This is a genomic window from Nonomuraea sp. KM88 (assembly GCF_052245635.1).
Lineage (GTDB): Bacteria > Actinomycetota > Actinomycetes > Streptosporangiales > Streptosporangiaceae > Nonomuraea.
On the sequence record NZ_JBQQCC010000004.1, the window covers coordinates 308,788 to 334,576 of the forward strand.

29 protein-coding genes and 1 tRNA gene are annotated in these 25,789 nt (G+C 64.7%); 15 read left to right on the forward strand and 15 right to left on the reverse strand.

Annotated features, from left to right (window positions below):
- Positions 1-6 precede the first annotated feature (6 nt).
- The 4 genes from ACTWPV_RS14780 to ACTWPV_RS14795 all read right to left on the reverse strand — a co-directional run bounded on the left by ACTWPV_RS14780 (position 7) and on the right by ACTWPV_RS14795 (position 5,077).
- Positions 7-810 carry a protein NO VEIN domain-containing protein gene (locus tag ACTWPV_RS14780; protein ID WP_443152184.1) on the reverse strand — a complete coding sequence of 268 codons (804 nt, stop codon included), beginning with the start codon at positions 808-810 and terminating at the stop codon, positions 7-9.
- A complete protein-coding gene (locus tag ACTWPV_RS14785) occupies positions 803-2,710 on the reverse strand; it encodes a DEAD/DEAH box helicase (protein ID WP_443152185.1) in 1,908 nt (635 codons plus the stop codon). The genes ACTWPV_RS14780 and ACTWPV_RS14785 overlap by 8 nt, the downstream gene beginning before the upstream one ends.
- An 11-nt stretch (positions 2,711-2,721) precedes the next feature.
- A complete protein-coding gene (locus ACTWPV_RS14790) occupies positions 2,722-4,062 on the reverse strand; it encodes a hypothetical protein (protein ID WP_443152186.1) in 1,341 nt (446 codons plus the stop codon).
- Between the two features lie 742 nt (positions 4,063-4,804).
- Entirely contained in the window at positions 4,805-5,077 is a 273-nt protein-coding gene (locus ACTWPV_RS14795) for a GntR family transcriptional regulator (RefSeq protein WP_443152187.1), read from the reverse strand.
- A 96-nt stretch (positions 5,078-5,173) separates the two neighbouring features.
- On the opposite strand from ACTWPV_RS14795, the gene ACTWPV_RS14800 reads away from it, so the two are divergent.
- Both ACTWPV_RS14800 and ACTWPV_RS14805 read left to right on the forward strand, forming a co-directional pair.
- Positions 5,174-5,392, forward strand: coding sequence for a hypothetical protein (locus tag ACTWPV_RS14800; RefSeq protein WP_138201842.1), 219 nt, complete (start codon positions 5,174-5,176; stop codon positions 5,390-5,392).
- Between the two features lie 41 nt (positions 5,393-5,433).
- Positions 5,434-5,685: a hypothetical protein gene (locus ACTWPV_RS14805; protein ID WP_443152188.1), complete on the forward strand. Its 252-nt coding sequence runs from the start codon at positions 5,434-5,436 to the stop codon at positions 5,683-5,685.
- On the opposite strand, the gene ACTWPV_RS14810 is transcribed toward ACTWPV_RS14805, so the two are convergent.
- The 3 genes from ACTWPV_RS14810 to ACTWPV_RS14820 form a co-directional block, all read right to left on the reverse strand.
- Complete coding sequence (locus ACTWPV_RS14810; protein WP_443152189.1) at positions 5,666-6,238, reverse strand: guanylate kinase; 573 nt, start codon at positions 6,236-6,238, stop codon at positions 5,666-5,668. The genes ACTWPV_RS14805 and ACTWPV_RS14810 overlap by 20 nt on opposite strands.
- Positions 6,235-6,966: an AAA family ATPase gene (locus ACTWPV_RS14815; protein ID WP_443152190.1), complete on the reverse strand. Its 732-nt coding sequence runs from the start codon at positions 6,964-6,966 to the stop codon at positions 6,235-6,237. The genes ACTWPV_RS14810 and ACTWPV_RS14815 overlap by 4 nt, the downstream gene beginning before the upstream one ends.
- Positions 6,967-7,510: 544 nt before the next feature.
- On the reverse strand, positions 7,511-7,876 hold the full coding sequence (locus ACTWPV_RS14820; RefSeq protein ID WP_443152191.1) for a winged helix-turn-helix domain-containing protein: 366 nt from the start codon (positions 7,874-7,876) through the stop codon (positions 7,511-7,513).
- Positions 7,877-8,026: 150 nt separating this feature from the next.
- Between ACTWPV_RS14820 and ACTWPV_RS14825 the strand changes: the two genes are divergently transcribed.
- From ACTWPV_RS14825 to ACTWPV_RS14870, 10 genes are all read left to right on the forward strand, one after another.
- Positions 8,027-8,356, forward strand: coding sequence for an SCO3933 family regulatory protein (locus tag ACTWPV_RS14825; protein WP_443152192.1), 330 nt, complete (start codon positions 8,027-8,029; stop codon positions 8,354-8,356).
- Complete coding sequence (locus ACTWPV_RS14830; RefSeq protein ID WP_443152193.1) at positions 8,349-9,683, forward strand: FtsK/SpoIIIE domain-containing protein; 1,335 nt, start codon at positions 8,349-8,351, stop codon at positions 9,681-9,683. The genes ACTWPV_RS14825 and ACTWPV_RS14830 overlap by 8 nt, the downstream gene beginning before the upstream one ends.
- A 21-nt stretch (positions 9,684-9,704) precedes the next feature.
- The gene (locus ACTWPV_RS14835; RefSeq protein WP_443152194.1) at positions 9,705-10,403 is read left to right on the forward strand and encodes a DUF2637 domain-containing protein; all 699 of its coding nucleotides are present in this window, start codon (positions 9,705-9,707) and stop codon (positions 10,401-10,403) included.
- A gap of 11 nt (positions 10,404-10,414) precedes the next feature.
- Positions 10,415-10,741 carry a hypothetical protein gene (locus ACTWPV_RS14840; protein ID WP_443152195.1) on the forward strand — a complete coding sequence of 109 codons (327 nt, stop codon included), beginning with the start codon at positions 10,415-10,417 and terminating at the stop codon, positions 10,739-10,741.
- A gap of 13 nt (positions 10,742-10,754) precedes the next feature.
- Positions 10,755-10,916, forward strand: coding sequence for a hypothetical protein (locus ACTWPV_RS14845; protein ID WP_443152196.1), 162 nt, complete (start codon positions 10,755-10,757; stop codon positions 10,914-10,916).
- Between the two features lie 249 nt (positions 10,917-11,165).
- A complete protein-coding gene (locus ACTWPV_RS14850; protein ID WP_443152449.1) occupies positions 11,166-12,497 on the forward strand; it encodes a replication initiator in 1,332 nt (443 codons plus the stop codon).
- A complete protein-coding gene (locus tag ACTWPV_RS14855) occupies positions 12,494-12,685 on the forward strand; it encodes a helix-turn-helix transcriptional regulator (protein WP_132634771.1) in 192 nt (63 codons plus the stop codon). Before ACTWPV_RS14850 ends, ACTWPV_RS14855 begins: the two co-directional genes overlap by 4 nt.
- Positions 12,682-14,043 (forward strand): tyrosine-type recombinase/integrase, encoded by a 1,362-nt coding sequence (locus tag ACTWPV_RS14860; RefSeq protein ID WP_443152197.1) that lies wholly within the window; start codon positions 12,682-12,684, stop codon positions 14,041-14,043. Before ACTWPV_RS14855 ends, ACTWPV_RS14860 begins: the two co-directional genes overlap by 4 nt.
- A gap of 951 nt (positions 14,044-14,994) precedes the next feature.
- Positions 14,995-16,755 (forward strand): hypothetical protein, encoded by a 1,761-nt coding sequence (locus tag ACTWPV_RS14865; RefSeq protein WP_443152198.1) that lies wholly within the window; start codon positions 14,995-14,997, stop codon positions 16,753-16,755.
- A 2-nt stretch (positions 16,756-16,757) separates the two neighbouring features.
- Positions 16,758-17,051 (forward strand): hypothetical protein, encoded by a 294-nt coding sequence (locus ACTWPV_RS14870; protein WP_443152199.1) that lies wholly within the window; start codon positions 16,758-16,760, stop codon positions 17,049-17,051.
- 10 nt (positions 17,052-17,061) lie between these two features.
- Here the strand turns inward: ACTWPV_RS14870 and ACTWPV_RS14875 are convergent, their stop codons facing one another.
- Complete coding sequence (locus ACTWPV_RS14875) at positions 17,062-17,466, reverse strand: hypothetical protein (protein ID WP_443152200.1); 405 nt, start codon at positions 17,464-17,466, stop codon at positions 17,062-17,064.
- Positions 17,467-18,507: 1,041 nt separating this feature from the next.
- Here ACTWPV_RS14875 and ACTWPV_RS14880 point away from each other — a divergent pair.
- Positions 18,508-18,963: a hypothetical protein gene (locus ACTWPV_RS14880; RefSeq protein ID WP_443152201.1), complete on the forward strand. Its 456-nt coding sequence runs from the start codon at positions 18,508-18,510 to the stop codon at positions 18,961-18,963.
- Here the strand turns inward: ACTWPV_RS14880 and ACTWPV_RS14885 are convergent.
- Positions 18,932-19,636: an HAD family hydrolase gene (locus tag ACTWPV_RS14885; protein WP_443152202.1), complete on the reverse strand. Its 705-nt coding sequence runs from the start codon at positions 19,634-19,636 to the stop codon at positions 18,932-18,934. The genes ACTWPV_RS14880 and ACTWPV_RS14885 overlap by 32 nt on opposite strands.
- Before the next feature lie 168 nt (positions 19,637-19,804).
- Positions 19,805-19,877, reverse strand: a tRNA-Arg gene (locus tag ACTWPV_RS14890).
- Positions 19,878-20,027: 150 nt separating this feature from the next.
- Here ACTWPV_RS14890 and ACTWPV_RS14895 point away from each other — a divergent pair.
- Entirely contained in the window at positions 20,028-20,507 is a 480-nt protein-coding gene (locus ACTWPV_RS14895) for a hypothetical protein (RefSeq protein WP_443152203.1), read from the forward strand.
- A gap of 216 nt (positions 20,508-20,723) precedes the next feature.
- Positions 20,724-21,791, forward strand: coding sequence for a D-alanyl-D-alanine carboxypeptidase family protein (locus ACTWPV_RS14900; RefSeq protein WP_443152204.1), 1,068 nt, complete (start codon positions 20,724-20,726; stop codon positions 21,789-21,791).
- On the opposite strand, the gene mscL is transcribed toward ACTWPV_RS14900, so the two are convergent.
- The 5 genes from mscL to ACTWPV_RS14925 all read right to left on the reverse strand — a co-directional run bounded on the left by mscL (position 21,788) and on the right by ACTWPV_RS14925 (position 25,767).
- A complete protein-coding gene (gene mscL, locus ACTWPV_RS14905; protein ID WP_443152205.1) occupies positions 21,788-22,186 on the reverse strand; it encodes a large conductance mechanosensitive channel protein MscL in 399 nt (132 codons plus the stop codon). The genes ACTWPV_RS14900 and mscL overlap by 4 nt on opposite strands.
- Before the next feature lie 23 nt (positions 22,187-22,209).
- A complete protein-coding gene (locus ACTWPV_RS14910) occupies positions 22,210-22,800 on the reverse strand; it encodes an RcpC/CpaB family pilus assembly protein (protein WP_443152206.1) in 591 nt (196 codons plus the stop codon).
- On the reverse strand, positions 22,797-23,603 hold the full coding sequence (locus ACTWPV_RS14915; RefSeq protein ID WP_347645846.1) for an S-methyl-5'-thioadenosine phosphorylase: 807 nt from the start codon (positions 23,601-23,603) through the stop codon (positions 22,797-22,799). Before ACTWPV_RS14915 ends, ACTWPV_RS14910 begins: the two co-directional genes overlap by 4 nt.
- 267 nt (positions 23,604-23,870) lie before the next feature.
- Positions 23,871-24,194: an FmdB family zinc ribbon protein gene (locus ACTWPV_RS14920; RefSeq protein WP_347645847.1), complete on the reverse strand. Its 324-nt coding sequence runs from the start codon at positions 24,192-24,194 to the stop codon at positions 23,871-23,873.
- 67 nt (positions 24,195-24,261) lie between these two features.
- Complete coding sequence (locus tag ACTWPV_RS14925) at positions 24,262-25,767, reverse strand: potassium/proton antiporter (RefSeq protein WP_443152207.1); 1,506 nt, start codon at positions 25,765-25,767, stop codon at positions 24,262-24,264.
- Between the last annotated feature and the right edge of the window lie 22 nt (positions 25,768-25,789).

Consider the following 25,789-nt stretch of genomic DNA (forward strand, 5'->3'; position numbering starts at 1 on the left):
TTGCGCTTAAAGGAATCTAGGCAGACCTGCGTTTAGGTTAGAGGTAGGTAGATGCACGAGCGCCTCAGTCCAACGTCCAGCTGCATCGGCTGGCAAGTACGGTAATAATGCGGCAGCTCGGCACCATCCAAGGACTTGAGCGCTACCGTCAGGGCCTTCTGGCGTAACACATGCCATCAATGCCCAGCTACTGTTCCTCCTTCCTACCTCAAACTCATTTCTCGTAAGAAAGAGCCGGAAGGATGATGTGGCTGGCCCAGATTGTGTCTTTACCTCAAGTAGCCTAGCGTTGCCATGCCTGGATGGAGCTACTACATCGAAGCCGAGTGATGGCGAGATAAGACTGACACGCTGGACTCTCGGCGCGAGGTCTTCTCGGCCAAGACTCACCAACTCCTGAATGCATTCGTTGACTACGAGCAACTCACCCTTTTCTCCCAGTAAATGTTGAGACTGCAGATCGAATGGCGAGTTGGCGCTGAACGCATCAAAGGGCGCTGGATCAGCATAATAATCTGGCGTCGATTCTAGGAGCGAAACGAGGATCAGCGAGGCTACTTGTTCGTTAACAGCGTTGAGGACTATCAGAGCTGCTGTAGGAACAAGCATGTCTCTCTCGCGCTTGAGCAGGCCAGTCTTGACGAGTAGGCATTCCCCGCTCTGTAGATCGTCTATTGAGTAAATACCTTGAGTGATAGCATCAGTATAAGCACGTCGTGCATCGTCGAGAACTGTTCCGTTTTGGTCGATAAGGTTAGCGACTACGAGAGCAGCACGGATTTTATGACGGGTAAACCTCTGCTTAGCCATTGGCAGATGATGTGGGGGCGCTGCCGAGATGTGCGAGTATGGCTTCAATGTCGCCTAGATCCTCAAGAGGCTCGCCGTATTCTTCATCATCCGGTAGTGCCATTTGCACCAGGGCGGGATCTTCCAGCATCCGAGCAAGCCGTCGGGTCTTTTCCGCCACGCGATTGTCTACACTGACGTCGATTGTTCCTGCCGACACTAGAATTGTAATGTTTGTTGTGATGCCATCCTCCAGTCCGAGACGGTGGATGCGATCTAGAGATTGGAGATATTGGCCCGCATTGAAGGTGCGGTCTATATATATGGCATCATGGCAAACGTAATGCAAGCTGACGCCTTCAGACATCGCCTGTGGATTTGCCAATAGAACCATGCAGTCTGGGTCATACCTGAAGCGCCGTATTTCTCGTTCACGGGTACGCACACCATCTGGTGCATCTTCAGCGCTCGGTATTGATCCATAAACCAATGCTGGCTGTAGTCTTCCGACATGCATCTCAAGATGAATCAGGTTGTGCGGAAAGTTAGACCAGACTAGGGTCTTCTTGCCAGCTTCCGCGTTTTGGGAAATTATCTGAATCGCCCGTTGAAACTTGGCCGGAATTTCGTGGTCAGGATAATCCTCAAGAAGCTTGGCGAGCCTACTGCCGGGAGGAATAGCCAGCGAAGGATACCGGTAAGCCCGGGCAGGGTCAGCAGTATTCGACAAAAGGCGTGGACTAGATGCGCCTTGGAGGAGATACATAGTGACTTCGCCCATCTGAGCGAACATTGCACCGTCACGCCGGTCCAGCGAGAACTTGCCTGAGTACAGATCGAGCATCGCATCATAAATGCCCTGCTGTATAGGACGAAGGGCAACTGGCTCGACCTTAAAAGAGACATCGGGCAGGCCGAGCTCTTCTTTAGTGGTCCGCACATAGAGTGGTCGGATCACATCATTAACCGCTGCGATAGCTTCAGCGGGTGGGTCCGTAAGTAACGCCCGTCGTGGGAGCTCAATTGCTCTCTCGCCATTGGGCCACAAGATTTGAAAAAGGGCTGCCAGATCTTTTGGGTGGTTTGGTGCTGGTGTCCCAGTGAGAATGTCACGGCGTGCGGCAAGGGGCGCGAGCGCGAGAAGGGCGCGGCCCCACTGTCCTGTTGCGCCACGCTTGGCCCGGTGGGCTTCGTCGACGACCAAGTGGACGGAACGTCGGGACATCCATGCCGAAAGCGGGTTAACGGCTCCAGTGAGTTTCTGATAGTTGATGAGTACCACATCTGCGTCTGGGGCCGCGCCGCCTCTCCAACGAGCGATGGTCAGATGCGGTTCGAAGATCGAATGGGCCTCCTCTTCCCATGCATCGAAGGCCGAAAGGGGGGCGACTACGAGCAACCGATTAACCCGGCCACGCCGACGCTCCTGATCATGCAGAGCGTAGGTTACGGTTGTCTTGCCCGCGCCAGGAACCGAGAAATTGGCCCCGTGCCGAAGTTGTGTAAGGCGGTTGAGGTCACGCAGTTGGAAAGGGCGGAGATCTCGTGTTAGTTTCGGGCTCGTATTGTTATGATCAGAATCATCGGTGATTGGTGGACTATTTGTGACTTGTGACAGATTCAAGGACGCGCGAATGGCACGGTCATCTTCGATGGAACGTATAAGCAGATCGCGAACCCTAGCGTCAGGACGTAAGCCGATCGTATATCGTGCCAGAATGCTTTGTAGTGTCTTGCGATTTCTTATTAGTACTTCCGTGAGTATAAGCAACGGGAGGCCGGGCGCCGGTAGTTCATTGCCTATAGCTAATGCGATCTCATCCCAAGCATCGCTGTCAATGCCATTTTGCTCGATACGAATGCAGGGATTATTGTCATCGGCGCTTACTCTAATGGCAGGCGCAAATTCTGGGTATGTCATTTGCTGAGTCCCTAGCCCTCTTCTGTGTCAATCAATTCCTGTTCAAGCGCGGTACGGGCTTGATCGGCCAGATCCTCGATCTCAGTCAGCATGGCGTTGAGGGTTGCTCTTTGGTGGGCGTGGAATGCCGGGTCCGGCCTTGCTTCATATATTGCTTTAATGGCGTCGTTGAGAGATGAGCGTGCACTGTCCAGATAGCCCTGGGGTCGTGTCAGTCTTGTGCCCGCCCTATTGCGTCGCTTCTCTGCCGCTATCGCCTTATTGACAGTATTGCCGACCTTTTCAAGGACTTCCGGTGCAGATACTGATGTTCCGTTGGGCAAGGTAACATGGTGATTGGTTCCTGCCTGATGGGCTTGTGCCACAATGTTGGCGAGGGTTTGCACTTGAGGCACGACTGATTCAGCCGGCAATGTCTCTTCGAGAGAACCCAGCAGGTCGAGACCGGGGATTTGATCGACCTTGTCGGGACGGCTTGAAGGTGTTGCCTCTCCTTGTTGCTTGCCGGCGATGGCGTCATGTAGCGCCTGGTGGTGTTGTCCGAGCTGGTCGATGACGCCACGTTCGACCCAGTCACCGTTGGCAAGGCGGAGCTTGTGAACGGAATCGATCCCCGTGAGATATGCGATGAGCCAGCCAAGAATGTGTGCATCTGCTGCTTCGCGACCTTGGGTGCTATCGAGGCGCTTCACTTCCCGCAACAGCTCTCGCCAGTTCTGTTCCTTGTCGCGGTCTGAAGCAAAGGTAGTAATAGACAGTCTTGGCTCTGTGAGTCGTCTCGTTCTTTCCATTAGGAAAAGGACTTCCCGGAGTTCGCGCACACGGGCTCCGGCGCTCATGCTTCTAGCACTTCGTATTCTGAGCTTCCTTGCAATCGCGTCGTCGCTCACACCGGCGTCATGAAATTTCTTGATCATCGTGAGCTGATTTACGAGGCGATACTCATCCTTGAGTTCTACCTGCTGCTGAAGCAGCATCTCAAGTTCCAGAACCTCTTGATCGGTTACATCGGCAGGGAGAACGGCTACACGTAGAGTTGTTACTTTTGTTCTGCCCTCACGGGCAAGCTCGCGAAGGAGTACGCATCGGGTGTTAGCATTGATCAACTTACCTGTGCGAGTTATGACGCCTGGCTGGCTCTGGCCCTCCTCGCCAAGGTTTTCCTTGAGATCCTGGGAATGTCTGTGCACGCTCTTAACCAGGTCACTTACGAGCTGCTGGGCAGCTGGAGAGTATGGGTCAGAACGCACCAGTTCTCGCTGGGGATGCTCGTCGAGCTGAGGCGCAATCCGGAAGCTGTCCGCGTTGAGTACGGGAATGGAGAGAGGGACGTCGATGACCTCGAGAGTCATGTGGCCTCGGAGGGGGACACGGTAGGTCTCTTTTGGCCCTTGGCTATCCCAATACTGCTTGAGAGCTTGTGATATGTGGAGCCGCCTACTGTTCTCGGTCATTATGCACCCTGTCATGCCTGCATGCGTAGTTTGGTACAGCTTTTCGGAATGCTGCCGACTGGTTCGCGGCTCACTGCAGTCCTGGTATGGAGGTCCCTAGCTGGCTCCGGGCAGAAGGGCGCGACGTATTGCGGGAGAAGTGCGTCCGAGCTGCCCGGTGCATCCTGGTTCACCTTTCATGGACCAGACCATACAACTTGTTGGCGTCAATATGGGTTATCTTGCTGGAGGCGTATGTGTTACCTGTGCGCGCCTGGTGCGGCCTGGACGGTCTAGGCAAGCGTGCGGGATGGTCGCAGGTGTTCTTTAAGCGTGCAGGGCGTCCCTGGCCGCGACCGGCCGGAGAGCCGCAGCGCGGCCAGGAGGAGCCCAGCACGTGCGTGGGCCGCCGCCGGCGGCGCACGCCTTGAAGACGTAAAGAAAGTTCTCACCCGGTCGATCGATCATCGATCGGTCATGCCTCTGAGCTGCGATTATATGGACTCGATGGTCGTGACTGTAGTCCGGTTGATGCTTGACGTCATGGCTGTGGCGCTCAGCCAATGTCGGGGCCTTGCCTTCGCGGTGGGGGTCCGACGGTCACGCGGATGGGCGGCCTGAGGTATCTGGACTCGCCGCCCCCTGCCGGCTGACTTGCCTGTCAGGGCTGGTCGCTAGAGGGCTTGTCGCCAGGGACCTTGGGCTCGGCGGGTTGGCCGACGAAGCTGCCCAGGTTGGGGATCGTGTAGATGAGCTTCTCATCGCGTAGCCGCTGCATAGCCTTGCGGAGGGTGCCCCGGGCGACGCCGAACTCCTGCATGAGCTGCACCTCGGACAGTAGGTGCTTGGGCCGGTAGGTGCCATCGCTGATGCGCTGCCGGAGGATGTCGGCGATCTGCTCCCACCTGAAGCGATCGGGCTCGAACTCAATCACTCTCTAACCATAGAAAGACCTGCACATACAGCTCGTTTCGACCCATGTCTTGGCATGGCATGGACAGGCTTGTACAGGGCTGGTTACAGTGACGTCATGGCGATGCCCAGCTATGACCTCGACGTTCTCCGTGCGGCGTTCCCGGCCTGGTCGCTGTTTTGTAGTGATGCGGGCGTGTTCTACGCGACCCGGCGTGGTGTCCACCTCCGGAATGCCGACATCGACAAGGGTCTGCGGCAGACCGTAAGTGCCAACGATGCCGAGACCTTCGTGTCGCTGCTCCGGGACCAGACGCGGATGGCGGTGAGATCGTGAGTGTCGGCCCGCCTCCGCACTTCGACTATCACGGTCCTCACGTGGCGCCTCCACAAGTGGGGTCCGTACGCGTGGAGTGGACCCCGAGCCTGAAGCGGGCGGACCGGCTGCGGATCCGCGATCACACGTGCGGGTGCACGTATCCGATGTTCGAGTTCTGCACGGCCGGCGGGTTGTGGTTCGTCCGGCACCATCCGATCAGGAACCCCGCAACGGTCCTTGAGAGTGCGTGGATGCCCGCCCGCGCTGCGCAGGTGCTGTGGCTGCAGATTCTCAGTGGTCAGGCGCAGTGACGACGTGGTGCCCGTGCTGCGTGTAGAAGGCGTCGGCGGTTTGCTTGGCGATCTCGTGTGGCGTGGCCTCGTCTGTGCGGAAACGGCACCGGAACAGGCCGTCATCGTTGGCGTGCAGGTCGGCCAGTGTCTCGTCCCATGCCTGGAGGCGCTGCTTTGTGTCGCTGTCGCCGCGTTGGCGCGAGCGTTGTTCGCAGACCTGACGCGGGATCCAGAGGAGTACGACGAGCCAAGACGCGTGCTGGACCAGGCGGCGGATGTCGGCGATGTTGCCCAGATGGACGATCGGCACCTGCCCGGCCGCGGTGAGCTGGTCGATGTGGTGGCGGTCGATGGCGTAGGTGTTGCCGTAGCGGTGAGATTCGACCAGCAACCGGCCGGCGGCTCGATACCGCGCGAGTTGTTGAGGGCTGACGAACTCGTACTCGGTGCCGCGCCGGTTCCCGGCCTTGAGCTTGCGCACCAGCGTGAACCTCGGGTCGACTTCGCCGAGGGCCACGGTGATGGAGGTCTTACCGCTGGCGGGCGGGCCGTACAGCACGATGCCCATCATGCGAGGATCCGTTTGAGCGTCTCGCGGGTCTGGTCGGCGAGGCTGATCGCGGCGCCGAGCCGGTTGTCCACGGTGATGTGCGCGGTGGTCGGGCTGGTCTCGGTGTTGAGGCCGCTGACGTACGTCTGCCAGTTGTCGAGCTTCCAGACGTCGCGGGGAGCTCCCCGGAACTCGATGTACTCGCGCATGGATTCGGGATCGCAGCGCACCCACACCACCGCCACGTCGATGCCCCTGGCCGCGCACCGGTTGGTCAGGCGGCACACCCAGTCAGGATCGGCCAGCTCGGCGATGAACGGGGCGGACAGGATCGCCGAGGTGCCGACCTTGAGGTTGTCGAACGCGGTTTCCATCAGGCACCGGTACTCCAGCGGGCGGACCTCGCTCAGGTACAGCTCGGTGTGCCGGTCGTGAGGGTCGCCGCCGAGGGAGACGAGTAGGCGTTCGACCATGGCGCGGGTCAGTGAGTCCTTGTCCAGGAAGGCCCAGCCGGTGATGTCGGACAGGAAGCGGGAGAACTCGGTCTTTCCCGATCCGGCGTAGCCGCCGACGAGCGTGAGGATGGGCTTGGGGCTGCCCTGTCCGTGGCGTCGTCGCCAGGCGTCCACGACGCGGTTGAGGAGTGCGTTCTGCTCGGCGTTGGACGGGGCGCCAGAGACTTTGAGCAGCGTTTGTTCGATGACCTGCGCGGCGGCGTTGTCGGTGGCGGGGTCGGTGGGTTGAGGCAAATCCGAGATGGAATTTTCCACTTCGGTTATTTCACCGGGGAGCGGCAGGCGGAAACCCAGAGTAGGTTCATTTGCCTGATATAGGAGACAGTACGCTCTTCGGTAGTGAGGTCCGGGATATACCGATCCCTGTTCGTGTGCCCAGAGTGTCTGGAAGTTGGCGGCTGGCGCGGTCAGACCGTGCCGGCTGGCGACCTGGCGGAGCTGGTCACCTGCGGCTTCGAGGGTGAGCCCGTGTGCTTCGCGGTGCTGCCGCAGGATCAGAGGTTGCCATCCGGGGCGGTGAATTGTCTTCATCGCATCCTTTTTGCGCGCTTTGAGGAGCGCGCATGTGTAAGCGCATGTGTAACCGCCGTGCAGGCAGCAATGAAGAAGCTTAGCTAACGCTCCGTGATACTCACCAGCGCCGATACGCGATGAACTAACGGCATCCCCGCCGGGATAACGACCGACCAGAAAAGGGGTGCCGGAGTGACCGCAAACCAGCGAATAATCGACGAGCTTCAGGCCATTCGGTCTGAAATGGAGGAGTTGGCCTGCCGGGTCAGCGAGATCGCTTCGGCCCTTGGAACACGGCCTTCTCGAGATCCGCGATCCGGTCGCCGAGAGCCGCCAGAGTGCTCCTCATCTGAGCGAGCTGCTCCATGACCTCAGACGAGGCCGGCCCTTCGGCCGGCGTCGCGGTGTCCTCGCGTACGAACACGCCCTTGCCTTGCTGGCCGACGATCAGACCCTCGGTGCGAAGCACGCTGATTGCTGCTTTGACCACGCTGGCGGACACGTCGTAGCGCTGGCAGAGCTGGGCGGTCGATGGCAGCGCAGCACCGGGCGCGAGTGAGCCCGTCCTGATCTGCGTGCGAAGGTCGTCGGCTATCTGGAGGTAGCCGGGGCGACCGGTCTTCTCGACCATCCGATGCCTTTCGCGAGGTTGCGTGCCCCCTCCAGTTCAGCACAGCCGACGCGACATGCCAACCAAGTCTTCGTGGAAGCCCTTGACAACTTAGAATTCTAAGCGTTCTATGTATTCCAAGAGTCCGAACACGAACGAAGGAACCACACCATGCGCACCGTCCCCATCCCTGTGGACACCAGCAAGCTCACCATCACCTGCGTCAAGGCCCCGCGCCCTCGGGTGCTCAACCGCGACACCGGCGAGATCAAGACCGACAAGAACGGCAACACCGTCTACGAGGTCACCGTCTCCGTCGAGGACGAGTTCGGCCGGATCGAGCTCGTCAAGATCGGCATCAGCGGAGAGCCGCCCATCACCGCAGGAGACGCCGTCAACGCGGTCGGTCTCCTCGGCTACGTCTGGGAGATCGCCGGCAAGTGGGGCATCAGCTACCGCGCCACCGCCCTGCTCCCACAGCAGGAGGCCGCGAGTGTCTGACCAATACCTCACGATGCTCGGAGCCCTGGCCGCTGTCGCGGCCGGGCTCTGGGCCCGGCGCCGCTGGCACTACCGCTCCTTCTGGCTCACCATCGGCTTCCCGCTGACCGCGATCAGCGTGCGTGCCTCCTGGCGCAAGGTCGCCCTCGGCTGCGGTCTGACCAAGAAGCGGCAGCGCTTCTGGTTCACCACCGTCCCGGGCATGGTGGCCTCTACCGGCGTCGTCCGGGTCAGGCGCCGCTTCCAGCGCATCGCCGTGGACACCGCACCGTTCATGTGGCTGCCCATGCCGACCCGCCACGGCTGGCGCGTCACCCTCCACACGCTGGAGGGGCAGATCCCGGCCGACTACGCCGACGTCGCCGAACGGCTGGCGCACTCCTGGGGCGTACACGCCGTGCGTGTCTCGTCCGACAAGCCGGGACGGGTACGACTGGCCGCCACCATGCGGGACCCGCTCGTCAAGGTCGACGAACTCCCGCCCTCCACCGAGCTCCTCAAGGTCACCGTGGGACGCCTGGAGACAGGCGGGCCCTGGGTCGTCGACTTCAAGACCGTCCCGCACTGGATCAACGCCGGAGCCACGCAGTCCGGCAAGTCCAACCTGGCCAACGCGCTCATCGTCGGCCTGGCACCACAGCCCGTGGCGATGGTCGGCTTCGACCTCAAGGGCGGGGTGGAGTTCACGCCGTACGCCTCGCGGCTGTCCGCGCTGGCCACGAGCAGGGCTGAATGCGGTGGCTTGCTCGACGACCTGGTGGCGCTGATGACCGATCGCATGGGCGTGTGCCGGATGGCCTCGGCGCGCAACATCTGGCAGCTTCCGCCTGGGGTGCGTCCGGTGCCGGTCGTGGTCCTGGTGGACGAACTGGCCGAGCTGTATCTGATGGCCGACAAGTCGGAGAAGGAGGAGGTCGCCAAGACCTCGACCGCGCTGCTACGGGTGGCGCAGCTCGGGCGGGCGTTCGGCATCTACCTGTTCTGCTGCGGTCAGCGCATCGGCTCCGACCTCGGGCCCGGCGTGACAGCCCTCCGTTCCCAGTGCTCCGGCCGGATCTGCCACCGGGTCAACGATCCCGAGACCGCGACCATGACGCTCGGTGACCTCGACCCCGCCGCGCTCGATTCCGCTCGCGCCATCGCCGCCGAGACTCCCGGCGTCGCCATCGTCGCCTCGCAGGACGGTCAGTGGTACCGGGCCCGCTCCTTCTATGTCAGCGAGCAGGCCGCCGAACATGCCGCCCGCCTCTACGCCGGCCTCGCGCCGTCCTGGGACGAGGTCATGGCGGTCCACCCTCACCAGACGCCCGACTCGCAGACCGCCTGACGGACCGAGAGGAGGAACGAGATGCGCCGCTTCGCCGCCTGGCTGCTCGACACCGGGCCCGTGCTCGTCCTGGCCGCCATCGCAGGTGCCGGTTCCTTCACCCACATCCGCGACACCGCCACCGAGAACGGTCAGCAGGGCTGGATGGCCTGGGCCGTCGCCATCTGTATCGACCTGACCTGCGTCATGGCCGCTCGCGAACGCCAGCGTGACAGGAAGACCGGAAAAGTACGGCGCGGCCCGGTCTCCTGGCCGGTCCTCGTCCTGACCGGCGGCATTGTCCTGTCGCTGGCCGCGAACCTGCAACAGGCCGCCCCGACCGTCTGGGGCTGGATCACCGCAGCCACACCCGCCGGCGCCTTCCTCGTCGCGATCTCCATGCTCGAACGCCGCGCCACCGTAAGCCGTACCGAACCGTCCCCGGACGTCCCGCGGACGTCCTCGACCTGGGCGACGGCGTCCCCGCCCGTCCCGGAGGGAACGCAAGCCGTCCCGCCCGCGGACCGTCCCGCGCTCGTCCCGGCCGACGAGGACAGCCAGAACGACGGACCCTCGCCCGACCCACAACTCGTTCACTACGCCCGCCGCGTCGCCGCCGAACACCACACCAAGCACGGCAAGCCCATCACCCGCGACCTTCTCCGGTCCCGGCTGGGCGTGTCCGACCAACTCGCCTCAGACCTGCTCCGCACCCTGCTGGCCACAGCAGACGCCTCATGAAAGGACCCGCCATGCGAGATCACCGCAGAGCTCTCATCGACGGCCTGCTCAACCTGGCCATCTTTCTGGAGACCCACCCAGACGTGCCGACCTCGTCCGGCCTCACCCTTCGTCACATTCCGGAGCGAGCCTCAGACGAGGACCTACGCGCCGAGATCGACCGGATCGCCGCCATCCTCGGCTCCCGCGTCGATGCCGGGAACTCCCCGTACGACCACTACGCCACCTCTATCCACTTCGGACCCGTCGAATACCGCGCCGTGGCGATCCCCGCCGCAGCACGTGCCCTCTATGACGCCGAGAGCAGCTACCGGGGCTGCATCGAGCCCAACGCCTAAGGAGAACGACAACATGCGTATCCGCCTCGAAGGAAACCGCGCTGAGATCGCGCTCGGCCTGACCCACCTGCGTGAGGTCTTCACCGTCACCGCGATGTCCACGGCATTCCCCGACCGGACCCACCCGCGTAAGTACCGCGTCTACGTCCGCGTCGCTCCGCGCGACAACCGGTGACCGCCATGGACGCCACGCTCGCGCACTACCGCTGCTGCACCTGCAACGGCACCGGACTCACCGACGACCAGACCTGCGCCGACTGCCACGGCACCGGCATCGACAACCACGGCGCATAGCCGTAGCGCCCCCCGCCTGGCCACACATCCGCCAAGATCCGCGCCAGGCCGGGGGCCATCCACACCAGCGTCACTGGATAGGACGGAACCCATCTTGCCCCACCTTGCCCACTCTCACGCTGTGGCCGGGATGATCCACCGGCTCAACCAGCCCGACTACGACCGCTGGGCCTGCCAGATCAAGCGCACCGGCGGCTGCCGCCAGCCCATCCACCTGCACGGCAAGGTCGACCACTACGACCGCGCCACCGGTCGACTCCTGCACCGCTACACCACCCGAACCGAACCGAACGGCGTCCTTCGCGTGCCGTGCAAAACCCGGCGGGTCTCCCGCTGCCCGGCCTGCGCCGAGGTCTACCGGGCCGACACGTACCAACTCGTCCGGGCCGGGCTGGTCGGCGGCAAGGGCGTGCCGGAAACGGTCAGCGCTCACCCATGCCTCTTCGTGACTCTCACCGCGCCCTCGTTTGGAGCGGTCCACACGCGGCGGGAGAGGAACGGCAAGGTTTCGCCGTGCCATGCTCGCCGCGACGCTGAGACCTGTCCACACGGGCGGGTCATGTCCTGCACCGACCGGCACGGCGCCGACGATCAGCGGCTCGGCGAGCCGCTGTGCCCGGACTGCTACGACTACGAGGGCTCGGTGCTGTTCAACGCCATCAGCCCTGAGCTGTGGCGACGCTTCACGCTGGCCCTGCGCCGTCGCTTCGCGCGGCTCAACGGGCTGACGGTCAAGGCGCTGCGCGAGCAGGCGACGATCTCCTTCGCCAAGGTCGCCGAGTACCAGCGCCGCGGCGTCGTCCACTTCCACGCCGTCATCCGCCTCGACGGTCCTGACGGCCCGTCCTCGCCGCCACCTGCCTGGGCGACCGCCGACGCTCTGACGTTGGCTGCCCAGCATGCGGCGGCGGTCGTCACGGCGGAGGTCAAGCCGCTGAGCCGCAGCTTCCGCTGGGGCACCCAACTCGACGTCCGCCGCATCACCATGGACGGCGATCTCACAGAACAGGCCGTCGCCGCCTACATCGCCAAATACGCCACCAAGGCCGCCGAATGCGTCGGCACGCTGGATCGGCGGATCCAGCCTCTCGACAACCTCGACGCCTTGCCCGTCCGCGAGCACGCCCGCCGGCTGATCGCCGCCTGCATGAACCTGGGCACTCACCCCGAACTGGCCGACCTCAGGCTCGTCCACTGGGCTCACATGCTCGGCTTCCGCGGCCACTTCTCCACCAAGAGTCGCCGCTACTCGACCACACTCGGGGAGCTCCGAGCCGCGCGTGAGGAACACATGCGCGCCGAGGAGATCACCACGGGACGGCTACCGCTCTTCGACGAGGACACCGTGCTCGTTGTCGCCCGCTGGGAGTACGCCGGTCAGGGCCTCTCCATCGGCGAACAGGTCCTCGCGGCGGCTCTCACCGGCACCCGCCTTCCGAGCAGTGGCGGTGATCGCCTATGAGCAGGAGTGACGAGCTGCTGACCGTTCCTCAAGTCCTCGCCGAACTGGGCGGGGTCTCCCGCCGCACCTTCTACCGCTGGCGCGAGCTCGGCCGTGCGCCGGTCTGCGTGCAGCTGCCCAACCTCGAACTCCGCGTCTGGCGGAGCGACCTCATCACCTGGCTGGACTCGCGACGGGAGGCGGCATGAACACCACGTACGACGTCAAGCTCGGCGAAATCCAGCACCGAACGGACCGCGAGACCCCCACGTTCATCGCCCGCTGGCGCGTCGCGGGCAAGCCCAGGTCCAGAAGCTTCCGTACGAAGGGCCTGGCCAACGCCTTCCTGTCCGACCTGCGGCAGGCGGCGAAGGCGGGAGAGGAGTTCGACGTCGCCACCGGCCTGCCGGTGTCGACGCTCGCGCGGTCCTCCGGGCCGACGTTCTTCGAGTTCGCTCAGGCGTACGTCCTGCGTCGCTGGAACGCCTCGGCGGCCCGCACCCGGGAGACGGACGCCTACGCGCTTCTGTCGCTGGTCCCGGCTCTGGTGACCGACGCGCCGCGCCATCCTGCACCCGAAGAACTGAGAGAGGTCCTGCGCGTCTACGCACTCATCCCGGAGAAGAGGCGGCCCAGCCTGACGGCGGCTCAAACCGCGGCTCTGGGCTGGTTGGAGCGGGCATCCGTTCCGCTGTCCGCGCTGAAGGAGCCGCACGTTCTGCGTACGGCGCTCGACGCCATCTCGGTCACCTTCGCCGGTGCTCCGGCGGGGGCGAACACAGTACGGCGTAAGCGTGCCGTGCTCCATCACCTCCTGGAGCACGCGGTGGAGCAGAAGGCGTTCGCCAGCAACCCGCTGGACGAGATCAAATGGACGGCGCCGAGGGCGGTCACGGTCATCGATCCGCGCACGGTTGTCAACCCGGCCCAGGCGCGGCAACTCCTCGACGCCGTGCCCAAGGTGGGGCGCAACCGCGGTCCCCGGCTCAAGGCGCTGTTCGGCTGCATCTACTACGCGGCGCTGCGGCCGGAGGAGGCGGCGGACCTGCGGCTGAGGAACTGCGCGCTGCCTGAGACGGGCTGGGGCCTGATCGTCCTGGAGCGGGCGCGACCTCAGGCAACGAAGCGCTGGACCAACTCCGGGCAGACCCACGAGTCGCGCAGCCTGAAGCACCGCGCCGACAAGGAGACACGAGAGATCCCGATCCCACCTGCCCTGGTCGCCATGCTCCGCGAGCACATCGCCGAGTTCGGCACGGCCAAGGACGGCAGGATCTTCAGTACAAGAACCGGCGGCACCTACTCCAGTTCGGCGCACTCCTACGTCTGGCAGGAAGCCCGCAAGCTTGCTCTCACCCCGGCGCAGGTCGCCTCGTCGCTGGCCGCCCGGCCGTACGACCTGCGCCACGCGGCCGTGTCGCTCTGGTTGAACGCGGGCGTCCCGGCTCCGGAGGTCGCCAAGCGGGCCGGGCACAGCGTTGACGTCCTGCTGCGTGTCTACGCGAAGTGCATGGACGGCCAGCAGGAGCAGATCAACGGCAAGATCAACAACGCCCTGGACATGTAGCCCACAACCGTCCATCTCCGGCCCGGTCGTCCGGGCCGGTTGTCTGCACCGCTGCCTTTACCGAGTCGTTCCCGCTGGACATAGCCGCTCTGCGGGACGCTGACAGATAGGGCAGTGAGTAGGGAGGATCATGAACGAAGATCAAGACCATCCCACCCCTTCGACTGAAGAGTCCCGTCCGCAGCGGCGCCCGCCGTACGGTTTGCCACTCCGGCAGCGCCCCCGACTCATCGCCGCGTCCGACTCCTTGCGCTGGCGAAAGTACTCGAACCCCACCCCACCGCAGCGATCGCTTCTGGGAGATCGGGACCGGCTGGTCCGGCCGGCGCTTGTCGCTGGTCTTGTGGCCTGCGTGGGCTTCGGCATCTGGTTGACAGGGTGGGGCACAGACACCGCCTCTTCACGAACGAGCGCCGCTTCACTGCCGACCCCCGGTCCGAGCGTCACCGGGCCCTCGGTCTCGGTCACCTCGTCGCCGACACCCACGCCCCGGGCACTGCCCTCGACAACGCCCAGCACATCGAAGAAGAAGGCGAAACCGGCAAGGCCGCAACGTCGATCGGTACTCTTGGCGGTGCCACGGCAGAGCTATCGGAACGCTCCACAGGCCCGGCCCACGAAGACCGCGATCCCTGCTGACCGTCCGAGAAACACCCGAGACAAGAAACCACGAGCAACAGGCAGAAATCGCTGGGCCCCGCTGATCGCTGCGAAGTGCGACGAACTGTTCCCGCCTTCCCGTCCCGACTTCCGTATCCGCAACCGGGTCTGTCACTCCCTCTACTGATAGTGCCGCGCAGCTACCTTGCTGCGACGTCCGCCCTGCAATCCGCTGATTGATGCCGTGATGGGTGTAATTCCGGTTGCTTATAGGGAAGTGTGGAGGCATTTACCGGGATTGGCTGTTGTGCTTGACTCCTCCCTTGTAGGCGCACCCTCTGGGAGGGGTCCATGGGGGAGTTCGTCGGGATCGACCCCCGCGGGGCGGATCAGCTGATCCAGCAGATGGCTACCGGCAAGAACGTCCTGGCAAGCACGCGGCATGGGCTTGAGACGGCCATCGCCGAAGCAGATGAGGCGTGGACCGGCCAGCAGGGAGTGACTCCCATGCACCGGTCCTGGGCGTTCTTCGACGAGACGCAGCGTGACCTCAAGTGGCGGATGGACACGCTCAAACAGATGGTCCCCACCTCGGGCAACGGCCTGATGAGCGTGATCTTCACGTTCGGCAGCGAGAACGAGGCCGCTCGGCAGGGGAAAGCAGACGCAGCACCCATCGCCGAGGCGCTCAGAAAGCACGAAATCGAGAACTCGGTGGAGAGCTGGCGCAAGGTGACAGCGGCCACGGCGGCGATGAAAGGCAAGCTGAACGACCCCGCCTACGCCGCCGCCGTTCTTTCCGCCCTCGGGCCGGAGAAATTCCGCGCGCTGTTCATGCACTGGATGAAGAACCGCGGCCCGGCCATGGACAAAGGGCTGTCGCCCAACGCGATCAAGGAAGGCCGCGAGACGCTCGGGCCGCTGGCTGAGGCTTACGCCAACGCCGAACGCGCCGGCAGGCTGGGCGAGGAGTGGCAGGGCCCGTTCATGAAGGCCACGCAGCCCGGGGTGCTGACGGCGATCGTCGCGATGTCGAAACCGTCGACCAAGCTGCTGAACCAGGTGGCCCTGAAGGTGCTGGGCCGTCCGCTCACCGCCGATCTCCCGACCAGCGAGAACTGGAACCTGAACGTGCTGGTGGAGGCCTACGACGCCGATCCGCAGGCGTTGCAGACGCTACTGGCCCAGAACAAAGAGGTTGCGGGCTGGTTGCTGCACCCGCAGCGCGTACGGATGAGCGGCATCTCCGGGTTCGAGGGGAAAGTGGCTGGGGTGCTGGACAAGGCGTTGAAGCTGGGCGCCGGGGTGGACAGCGTGCGGGAGCAGGCGTGGGTCAACATCATCCGGGGGATGGGGGCGAAGGACAGCCCGTGGATCGGCGGCGGGTGGGGGACGTTCCATGATTCGCCGATCAGCGAGACCTTGGCCAAGAACGTGGGCCCGTACCTCGATCAGCTTGCCCGCGGCCAAGTCAAACGCGACTCGCCGGATCTGACCGCAGTGCACCCGACATCGTCGCTGTGGGACAGCGTCCACCCGGACGAGGCCTCCCGGTTCATGGGTGGCCTGATGCAGGACAAGGACGCGGCGCAGGCGCTGATGAAGGCGTCGCACGATTACGCGCAGAGCTTGGACATCGGCCGGTTCCGGCCGTTCGGTGATGAAGCCGTCCAGGCCGAGTACACCAATCGCGCGTCCCTCGCGGGCGGGGCGGCGAACCTGATGTTGAGCGGCTCGACCTACGCGGAGTGGAGCGACGACGAGTACGCGGACTGGCTTGCCACCGTCGCGCTGCTGCCCATCTCCTGGCTGTCCAACAAGTACTGGCCCATCCAGGACGCCACCGTCGCCACCGCGCGGGATGCCGGGCTGGACGAAGCCAAGGACGGTTTGAAAGGCATGATCACCGATTACCTCGACAAGCAGACTCCTGGCACAGCGGGTGGTGTTGCGGACCAAATGGCCAATCGGCTGGGTGACTGGGTGAATGAGTCGCTTGACGCGCACGGTGAGAAGCCACTGACGAGGGAGCAGCGTGAAGAGGTGCGGATGTCCTTCCGCGGACGGCTTTCCAACGCATTGAAGAAGGCGCTGGAGCAACGAGGAGGGTGAGCATGACCATCCCCAGTCAGGGTCAGCTGTACCGGCAGGCGACCGACAAGGAGGCGCTCGCAACAACGCTCACGCGGTACGCCGAAGAACTGGACCGGGTGTTTGCCGGCACGCTGGCGAGGCCTCAGGACGCTCACGCGTTTTGGAAGGGGCCGGCGGCTGACCGTTTCGCCACGCAAGCGGCGCAGTTACGGCGCGAGGTCGGCGGTCTGATAGAGAATTGCAGGTCCACGGCCCAGCGACTTCGCAACCAGGCACAGCTCCTGCGCAATGAGGCAGCTCAACTGCCTGGGTGAATGCGTCGGATCAGGTGCTGCGCTCGTAGCAACTGGTCTTTCCGACGATCAAAATGTTCGGCTGCTGACTGTTGCGTACGGTCACCATGAAGGTAACTTCCGTCTCTGGGTTGCGCAGTACGGTCACTCCCAGGTTCTCGTCCTTGAGGTCCAGATCGTCAACGATCACCTCGTAGCCCTCGGACACCAGCAGTCCACGAAGCAAGCCGGCGGCTGTGCCTGGCGAGTGCTTGTTGGGTGGCCCGGTGAGATCGCCCTGTGCTCTGAAGAATCGTTGTACCTGGCCTTGCAAACACCCCGCTTCGTTGTCCTTGTCCGCCTTTTCGGTCGCGGTCGCCGATCCGGTAGCGGATAAGGATGGTGAGGCAAGCAGTTTGTCGCCATCGGAGACGAGCTGCTTGGCGGCTTCGTCCAAGGTGGGCTTTCCAGGGTCCTGGGTGCAACCCGTTGCGACTACGAGCGAGACGAGCAACGCGGCGACAACAGGCAGTCGGCGAGTACTTGGGCGCACGCCCTGGACACTACCTAACCTCTACTCCCACGTACACCTCGTATGCTTTTCGGGCACTGAATACGTTCATGGAACTAGAGAACTCGACACTGGGCGAGGCTTGCTGACACGGTGTAGAGCTCGCCGCCTGCCTCACCAGCCCCTACTCGCACGTACGACTGCCGCCGCTGCGGTGGGTCGATACTGCATAACCGCATGCCGCCAGGCGGAATGTTAGACGCGATGCAGGTACGGTCTGTGAGCATCCAGGGTCCGCATGCGTCACACACCTAGATGGAGATTGCCCTTAGTAAGGATCATGGCAACGTCGTCCAGTAAACACTAGCCAGTCATCTACATCACACTCTCCTTCAAGTGGTGAAAATTTGATGGCTTCATTATGTGGTGGGCGACTTTCTGGATCTCATGGGGCAGCTCTTCACTATCTTCGCCAAATGGCTAGATTCGGTCAGTCCGATACCTTGGCCACTTATCTTAGCGCTCCTCTTCTTGCCTTTCGTGGTCGTGCTTCGGGTGACGCTCTGGGTGTTGAGGGGCAGGGTATGGCCAGTGGCTTGCAAGTACTACCATACCCAGCAATCGCGCGCCGATAAGCCGTGTAGAACTCCGGTCGCAGGTGAATGGAAATATTGTAGGCATCACAAGAAGCCGGGCCGTAGGATGTCGGACGGGCATGTGATCCTTGACATTCCTCGCTGGCAGGCAAAAGCAAGGAATGGTAACTTCGTGGATCGGGCTGACATTAGAGGGGTGGGCTTCGTTTCTCTCCTCTCCAACCGTGAGACCTTCCTCTTCTACAAGGGCATCGCCAAACGCCCTCGGTTGGTGTGCAGGCGGCGGCGCGAGCTTCTGACAAGTTGGCGGGACGGCCTAAGACGGTTCCGTACGATGCGCCCAAGAGATCTCATCGCAAAGCGGACACCAGCGGAGCAAGGTCCGAGTGGTGTGGCTGACCGCATGCCGCGGGTCGTGCGCGCCACTCGGCTCACGCTAGTCTCGTTCGCCGTCGGCCTGGCCTTGGTTGCAGCCTCGGTCATTGCTGGGGGCAACTGGGGGGCGGGTTATCAGTACGCTGCAGCGGCCGCCTTCGTGCTCGCTTGGGAAGCCATCCGTTTCGGAGTCTGGAAGAGCCCAGACGAGGAGAAACGGTGGTTGCGTGCCGCACTTATCGACACCGGAAAGGTAATGGGCCTGCTCTTGAGCGTCGCGCTCGCCGGTGCCTTCATTACGCAGCTCAACGACGCGGTCGAGCAGAGCGCCCGTACCGCATCCACAGCCGAGGATGGATCAAACCACGACCGGATACACGTCCGCGCCAACCTGGAACTAAGTTGCACCACCACTTCTGCGGGCGTCCGGAACGAGCTCATCAGTAATCTCGGTGATTGTGAGTGCGCATGAGGGCGATGGCCTCTGCCGCGTCGGAAACCACGTGATCGGCATGGTGCTCGTGCCCTGGCCACGTTCCCCGATTGATCCAGATCGTACGCAGGCCGGCTGACTGTGCTCCTTGGATGTCGGCGACGATGTTGTCGCCGACCATCCAGCCGCCTTCAGCGAGGCTGGACCCGCATCGCTGGGCGGCGATCTCGAAGAGTCCGCTCTCGGGTTTCCGGATGCCCTCGACCCCTGACACGGCGTAGCCGTCGACTGCGTTCGCCAGGCCGGTCTGCTGGAGCTTGCCGAGTTGGTTGTCGGCCATGCCGTTGGTGACGATGCCCACGCGCCATCCGGCGGCGCGTAGATCGGCTAATCCCGGCAGGACGCCCGGGTAGCACTGCACGAGGTGGGGCATGCGTCGGCGGTAGCCGGCCCATAGCTGCTCGACACTTTCTGCCAGCCCGAAGTGCTCGCGCACCCTACTGAAGAAGGCTTCTCGATGTGGGCGCGTATCGTGTTCGGGGCGGGCGAGCCAGGCAAAAGCCTCAGGATCGAGGTGGTGTTCACTGATGAACTCCTCGGCCCACCGGAGGAACGCGGCGTCGAGGTCGATAAGCGTCCGGTCGAGGTCAAAGAGGGCAAGGCGCTGCACGATCCCGATCTTAGAGACGAGCGCCGCCGTCGTCGTCACCACCTGCGCTGACCTCGGGAAACGTCATCAAGATCATCCCCCATATGTCCCCAGAACTCTGTCCTACGGCTGCATATGGGTGCCTCCAGCGGCGTACCGGGGGCCTGACAAGCAAAAGACCTGCGGCTGAGAAGCTGCAGGTCAGAGGCCGAAAAGCCTGGTTGAGATGCGTGCCCCCGGCAGGATTCGAACCTGCGGCACCCGCTTTAGGAGAGCGGTGCTCTATCCCCTGAGCTACGGAGGCGGACCCTGGTAAGCCTAGCGAAAGTCTGGCGCTGCGTGTGACATGGAGCCGGGGTGAGTTTGGTCGGGTTGGTTATGGGCGTCCTGAGCTGCGGTAAAGGCATGGCAAGTGATCGGATTGTGCCTCGGCAAGCGTGGATAGCGTCTGCCTGTGACCAGGAGGAGATGCGCGCGCGCCCGCCGGCGGCCCGTTGTGTTGTTCGGGGCGTTGCTGGCGCCGGGGATCCTTGCCGGTGGGTTGCTGGCGGGGGAGATGAAGGGCCTCGAGCGGGACGTACGGGCGGCCGGGGTCGAGCGCGGGGGCGGGATGGTGGTGCTGGAGCCGGTGCGCTTGCCTGCTCCGGCGCATCCGGATCGTGTGTACGAGGGCGTGGTGCCGGTGCCGGTTCGGGAGGCGCCTGAGCCGGTTCGGCCGGTTCCGGCTGTCGCCACGTCTGGGTCTGAGGGTGGGCCGGAGCCCGGGTCCGAGCGGGTGGTGGTTGAGGAGCCGGTGACGCCTGCGCCGGTGCGGACGGAGACGTCCTCGTGTCCGGGGGAGTGGGCGGACACCTGGTTGTGGGAGTTGTGCCGGGCGCGGCAGCAGGCTGCGGATTCGGACGCGGACGGCGGGGATCTGCTGCCGGGGATCTGAACCGTGGCCCGGTGGGCGGCGTACCCGTTGGTAGGGCGTGTTGAGGGCTCCTGTGTGTTGGGGGCGTTCGTGATGTGGCGTGTTGTGGGGGTTGACCGTACAAAGTGGGTCTTTTGTCTCATAACAGCTCTTCGGAGTTCGCTCCGGACTCTCTGAGGGCTGTAGTAACGTGCGTGCCTGACCCCGGTAACGAGTTTGCAAACGGAGGAGTCGAACGTGCCAGCCCCTCGGTCAGCGGGTCTGATCGCGGTCGTCATGGCCATGGCTTCTCTTGTTACGCCGTCCGCGCAGGCTCAAGCTCTGGAACGGGAGCCGCGTGATCCCGCCGGCCTGACCGCGCTGCGCAAAGAAGCCGAGAAGTCGGCCAAGGAACTCGAGGACGCCACCAAGGCGCTCGAGAAACGCCGGTCGCAGATCGCCGCCTCCGAGAAGGAGCTGAAGACCAAGCTCACCGCCCTGCAGGAGATGGAAGGGCGGCTCGCGGTGATGCGCAGGCCCGTGGCCGAGATGGTCGAGTTGATGTACGAGCAGCCGGTCGCGGCGGATGGGGTGCTTCCGTTCCTGTCCGGTGGGTCGGACCAGCGGAAGCTGCGGGCACTGACGGACGCGACCCACATGGTGAGCATGCGGCAGCAGGCGGTCGAGCAGACCAGCGTGCTCTACAAGGAGGCCGAGCGGCTGGCCGCCGAGGCGCAGGAACTGCGGGCCGGCAACCTGCTGGCCGAGGCGCAGATAGCGGCCGAGGTGGACACGTTGCGGAAGCGGTCGGACAAGATCGTGAAGTCGCTGACGGCGGCGCTGGTCAAGCTGGGCATCAAGATTGACAAGGTGGGGCGGGACGCGCTGGGGTGCAATCCGCTGCGGGCGGCGACGGCCGATGACTATCCCAACGGGCTGATCCCCAAGGGCATGTTGTGCCCGTTGCAGCAGAAGGGGCACAGTCTGAGGGCCGACGCCACCATCGCGTTCGTGAGCCTGAACGAGGCCTATCGCAAGCAGTTCGGTAAGTCGATGTGCGTGACCGATGCCTATCGCAGCCTCGGCGAGCAGCAGTCCGTCTATTACCGGCGGCCGGGGTTCGCCGCCGTGCCGGGGCGGAGCAACCACGGGCTCGGGCTGGCCGTCGACCTGTGTGGCGGGGTGGAGCGGTCGGGGTCGGCGGAGTTTGTCTGGATGGAGAAGAACTCCAAGAGGTATGGGTGGTTCCACCCATCCTGGGCCTACAGCAATCCGTTCGAGCCGTGGCACTGGGAATATGATCCCGACATCGACTCGGCACTCTAGACGGTGACCACCTGCGCGCTGCAGAAGGCGCAGCGGGACGCGGCCTTGGGGATCTCTGACAGGCATTCGGGGCAGTCGCGGGTCGTCGCCTCGACCCTGGCGGTCAGACGGTCCTTGACGTGGGCGTAGGGCTTGACGACGAGGAAGTAGACCACGCCGGCGACGATCAGGAACGACACCACCGCGTTGATGAAGTTGCCGTACATGAAGTCGGACCGTCCGACCGTGACCCTCAGCGACGAGAAGTCGGGCAGGCCGCCGAACGCCGAGATCAGCGGTGTGAGCAGGTCTTTCACGAACGACTGCACGATCGAGTTGAAGGCCGCCCCGATGACGACGGCCACCGCCAGGTCGATGACGTTCCCCTGCATGAGGAACTTCTTGAATCCACTCATGCAGAGGGATGGTAGTCGCACGCTCACGGGCCGCCGCCCGGATTGATGATGATCGAAAGACGGCCGCCGGCCTGGGCGGCGGCCAGCTCTGCCGCCTGGGTGGGGGTGGTCGCGAGCACGATCAGGGCGCCGTTGTCGTCGCCGGAGTCTCTCGGGGCCGCCGGGATGGTCAGGACCGTCAGCTCCGACGCGATCTGGCTGGCCGGCCGGCCTTCCTGCCAGGACGCCAGCACGCCGATGGTGGAGCCGGGGGAGATGAGCTCGACCGCCGCGGCGTCGGCTATGCGCACGGGGGCGGCGACCATGCCGGGCGGCAGGCGGAACGAGTGGAGGAGGCGGACGTCGGTCAGCGGCTCGCCCTTGCGCATGGGGGTCGCGAGGATCTGGCCCGTCTGTGCGGTGCGCACCGCTCCTGACGGAGGGTGGGCGAGCGGGACGGGGTCGAAGTCGTCGGGGTCGAGCGGGCCTGGGGACAGGTCGCGGGCCGCCACCAGGACCGCGGGGCCGGAGGCGGGGCGAGTGGCGAGGTAGGCGGACAGGACCGCGACGGCGGCCAGCGCCGCCGCGATGAGACGGCGGCGACGGCCGTAGCGGCTCAGCCAGGCCCGGATCACGGCAGCTCGAAGGGGTGGTCGATGCCGTCGAGGGCGGTGGGGCACGGGCAGGTGCGCTCTTCGGGAAGCGCCTGGACGGTCTCGGTCACGAGGGTGCGCATGCGGGCGACGTTTTGGGCGAAGAACTTGAGCACCTCGTCGTGGGTGACGCCCTGGCCGGTCTCCACCCCGGCGTCGTGGTCGGTGACCAGGGACAGCGAGGTGTAGCAGAGGGCCAGCTCGCGGGCCAGGATCGCCTCGGGGTGGCCGGTCATGCCGACGATCGACCAGCCGTTGGACGCGAACCACCGCGACTCGGCCCGTGTGGAGAACCGCGGGCCCTCGATCACCACCAGCGTGCCGCCGTCGACGGTCTCCCAGGCGCCGGCTCTGGCGGACCGCACGGCCACGGCCCGGCCGGACGGGCAGTAGGGGTCGGCGAAGGAGACGTGGACGGCGCCGTCGGTGTCGTAATAGGTCTGGACGCGGCCTGAGGTGCGGTCGACGAGCTGGTCGGGGACGACCAGGGTGCCAGGGCCGTATTCGGCTTTCAGCGAGCCCACGGCGCTGGGCGCGAGCACCTGCCGGACGCCGAGCGAACGCAGCGCCCAGAGGTTGGCGCGGTAGGGGATGCGGTGTGGCGGGAAACGGTGGTTGCGGCCGTGCCGGGGGATGAACGCCACGGAACGCGCGCCGATGCGCCCGACCGTGACGACATCGCTGGGCGATCCGTAGGGGGTGGAGAGCTCGATCTCCTCCGCGTCGTCGAGGAGGGAGTAGAAGCCCGAACCGCCGATGACGCCGATGTCTGCGCGAGTGACCATGGCGCAGAGAGTATCCGGAGCGGGGAAGGGCGGTGGGGAGCAGAATGCGGTTCTGTGGATAACGGGGGGACGCCCCGCACAGGCACGCGGACGGGCCGCTGCGCGCGCAACGCACGGGCCAGAACGGCGCGCGGGACGGACTCTGTCGGCTGGTCGCCGGCAGAGGGCCCGACCCGCGACTCGTACGGCCGCCGCACGGGTTGGAACCGCGGGCGCGGCCGGAGCATGCCGAGGGCCCGGGCGGACCCGTCCAGGAGAACGGCGCGGTCAGTTGGAGGCGGCGGCCGGCGCGGGAGCCGGGGCTGAGGAGCCGGAGTCGCCCGACTTGCTCTCCGAGGACTTCGACGAGGAGTCGGCCGGCTTCGTCGACGACGACGAGGACGCTGCGGAGGAGGTCGAGGCGCCAGAGGTCGACGAGCGGCTGTCGGTCTTGTAGAACCCCGAGCCCTTGAACACGATGCCGACGGCGGAGAAGACCTTGCGCAGGTTTCCTTCGCAGCTCGGGCAGACCGTCAAGGCGTCGTCGGTGAACTTCTGGACGACCTCGAGCTGCTCACCGCAGTCGTTGCAGGCGTACTGGTAGGTCGGCACGCGCTTCTCCTTCAGGTTTGGCACTCGAGGGATGCGACTGCTAATGCTAACCGATGCCGTCAATCACCTATTCCAGCCCCCGCTCGCCGTACCAGCCCGCCAGCTTCCCGCTGCGGCTCACGGCGCGGATGCGGCGTTCGACCTGGTCGCGGCAGGAGGCGGTGGCGACGACCAGGAGCTGGTCGTTCACCCTGATCCTGGTGGTGGTGGCGGGCACGAACGACTTGCCGTCACGCACGATCAGCGTCACGGCGGCTCCGGCGGGCAGGCGCAGCTCGAAGATCTCCACACCGTGCAGTCGCGAGCCCGGTGGCACGGTGATCTGCAGCAGGTCGGCCTGGAGCTCCTCCAGCGGCGCCGACTCCACCGACAGGTCGTGCGCCTCGGCCGGTGCGGTCACCTTGAGCCGCCGGGCGACGAACGGCAGAGTCGGCCCCTGGAGCAGGGTGAACACGATGACGATCACGAAGACCTGGTTGAAGATCTCTTTGGAGCCCTCGACACCTGAGGCCCAGGGGATGGTCGCGAGCACGATCGGGATCGCGCCGCGCAGCCCCGCCCACGACAGGAACGCCTGGTCGCGCCAGCTCACCCAGCCCATCCGCAGCACCCATGCGACCACCGAGCTCGCCATGACGCACAGCGGACGCACGAGGAGCACCATGACGGTGCCGGTGATCAGGCCGGGGATGATCGCCGACGGCATCTCCTTCGGGCTGGCCAGCAGCCCCAGCATCACGAACAACCCGATCTGCGCCAGCCACGCCGCCCCCTCGGCGAACCCCCTGGTCGCCGCCCTGTGGGGCAGCCGTGAGTTGCCCAGGATCAGCCCGGTGAGGTAGACGGCCAGGAATCCCGAGCCGTGCAGCAGCACCGCGCCGCCGTACGAGACGAAGGTGAGCGCGAGCACGGCGATCGGGTAGAGGCCCGAGGCGGGCAGGGCGACGCGGCGCAGCGCGTACGCGCCCGCGGGCCCGACGGCGAGGCCGACCGCCGCGCCGATGAGCAGCTCGATCGTGGTGTCGAGCAGGAACGTTCCCAGGCTGGGAGACGAGTGCGCCGCCCCGCTGAGCAGCACCACGGCGATCACGGTGGGCGCGTCGTTGAAGCCGGACTCCGCCTCCAGCACGCCCGCCAGGCGGGGCGGCAGCGGCAGCCTGCGCAGCACCGAGAAGACGGCCGCCGCGTCGGTGGAGGCCAGCACCGCGCCGAGGATCAGCGCGGTGTTCTGGTCGATGCCGAGCAGGCCCTGGACGATCAGCGCGAGCACCACGATGCTGACCGCCACGCCCACGGTCGCCAGCACCACGGCTATGGGGACGGACCGCCGCACATGGGACCAGTTGGTGGTGAGCCCGCCCTCGGCCAGGATCACCGCCAGCGCGGTCAGGCCGATCTGCTGGGCCGCCTGAGGGCTGTCGAAAGGGATGCCGAATCCGGAGTCGCCCAGGAGGATGCCGAAGCCTAGGAACACCAGCAGGCTGGGCAGGCCGGTGCGATGGGCGAGGCGTACGGATGCGATGGCGGCGATGACGATCGCGGCTCCGAGAAGGAGCCAGACATTGAGCGTCATTCAGCCCCCTCTCATCCCTGTG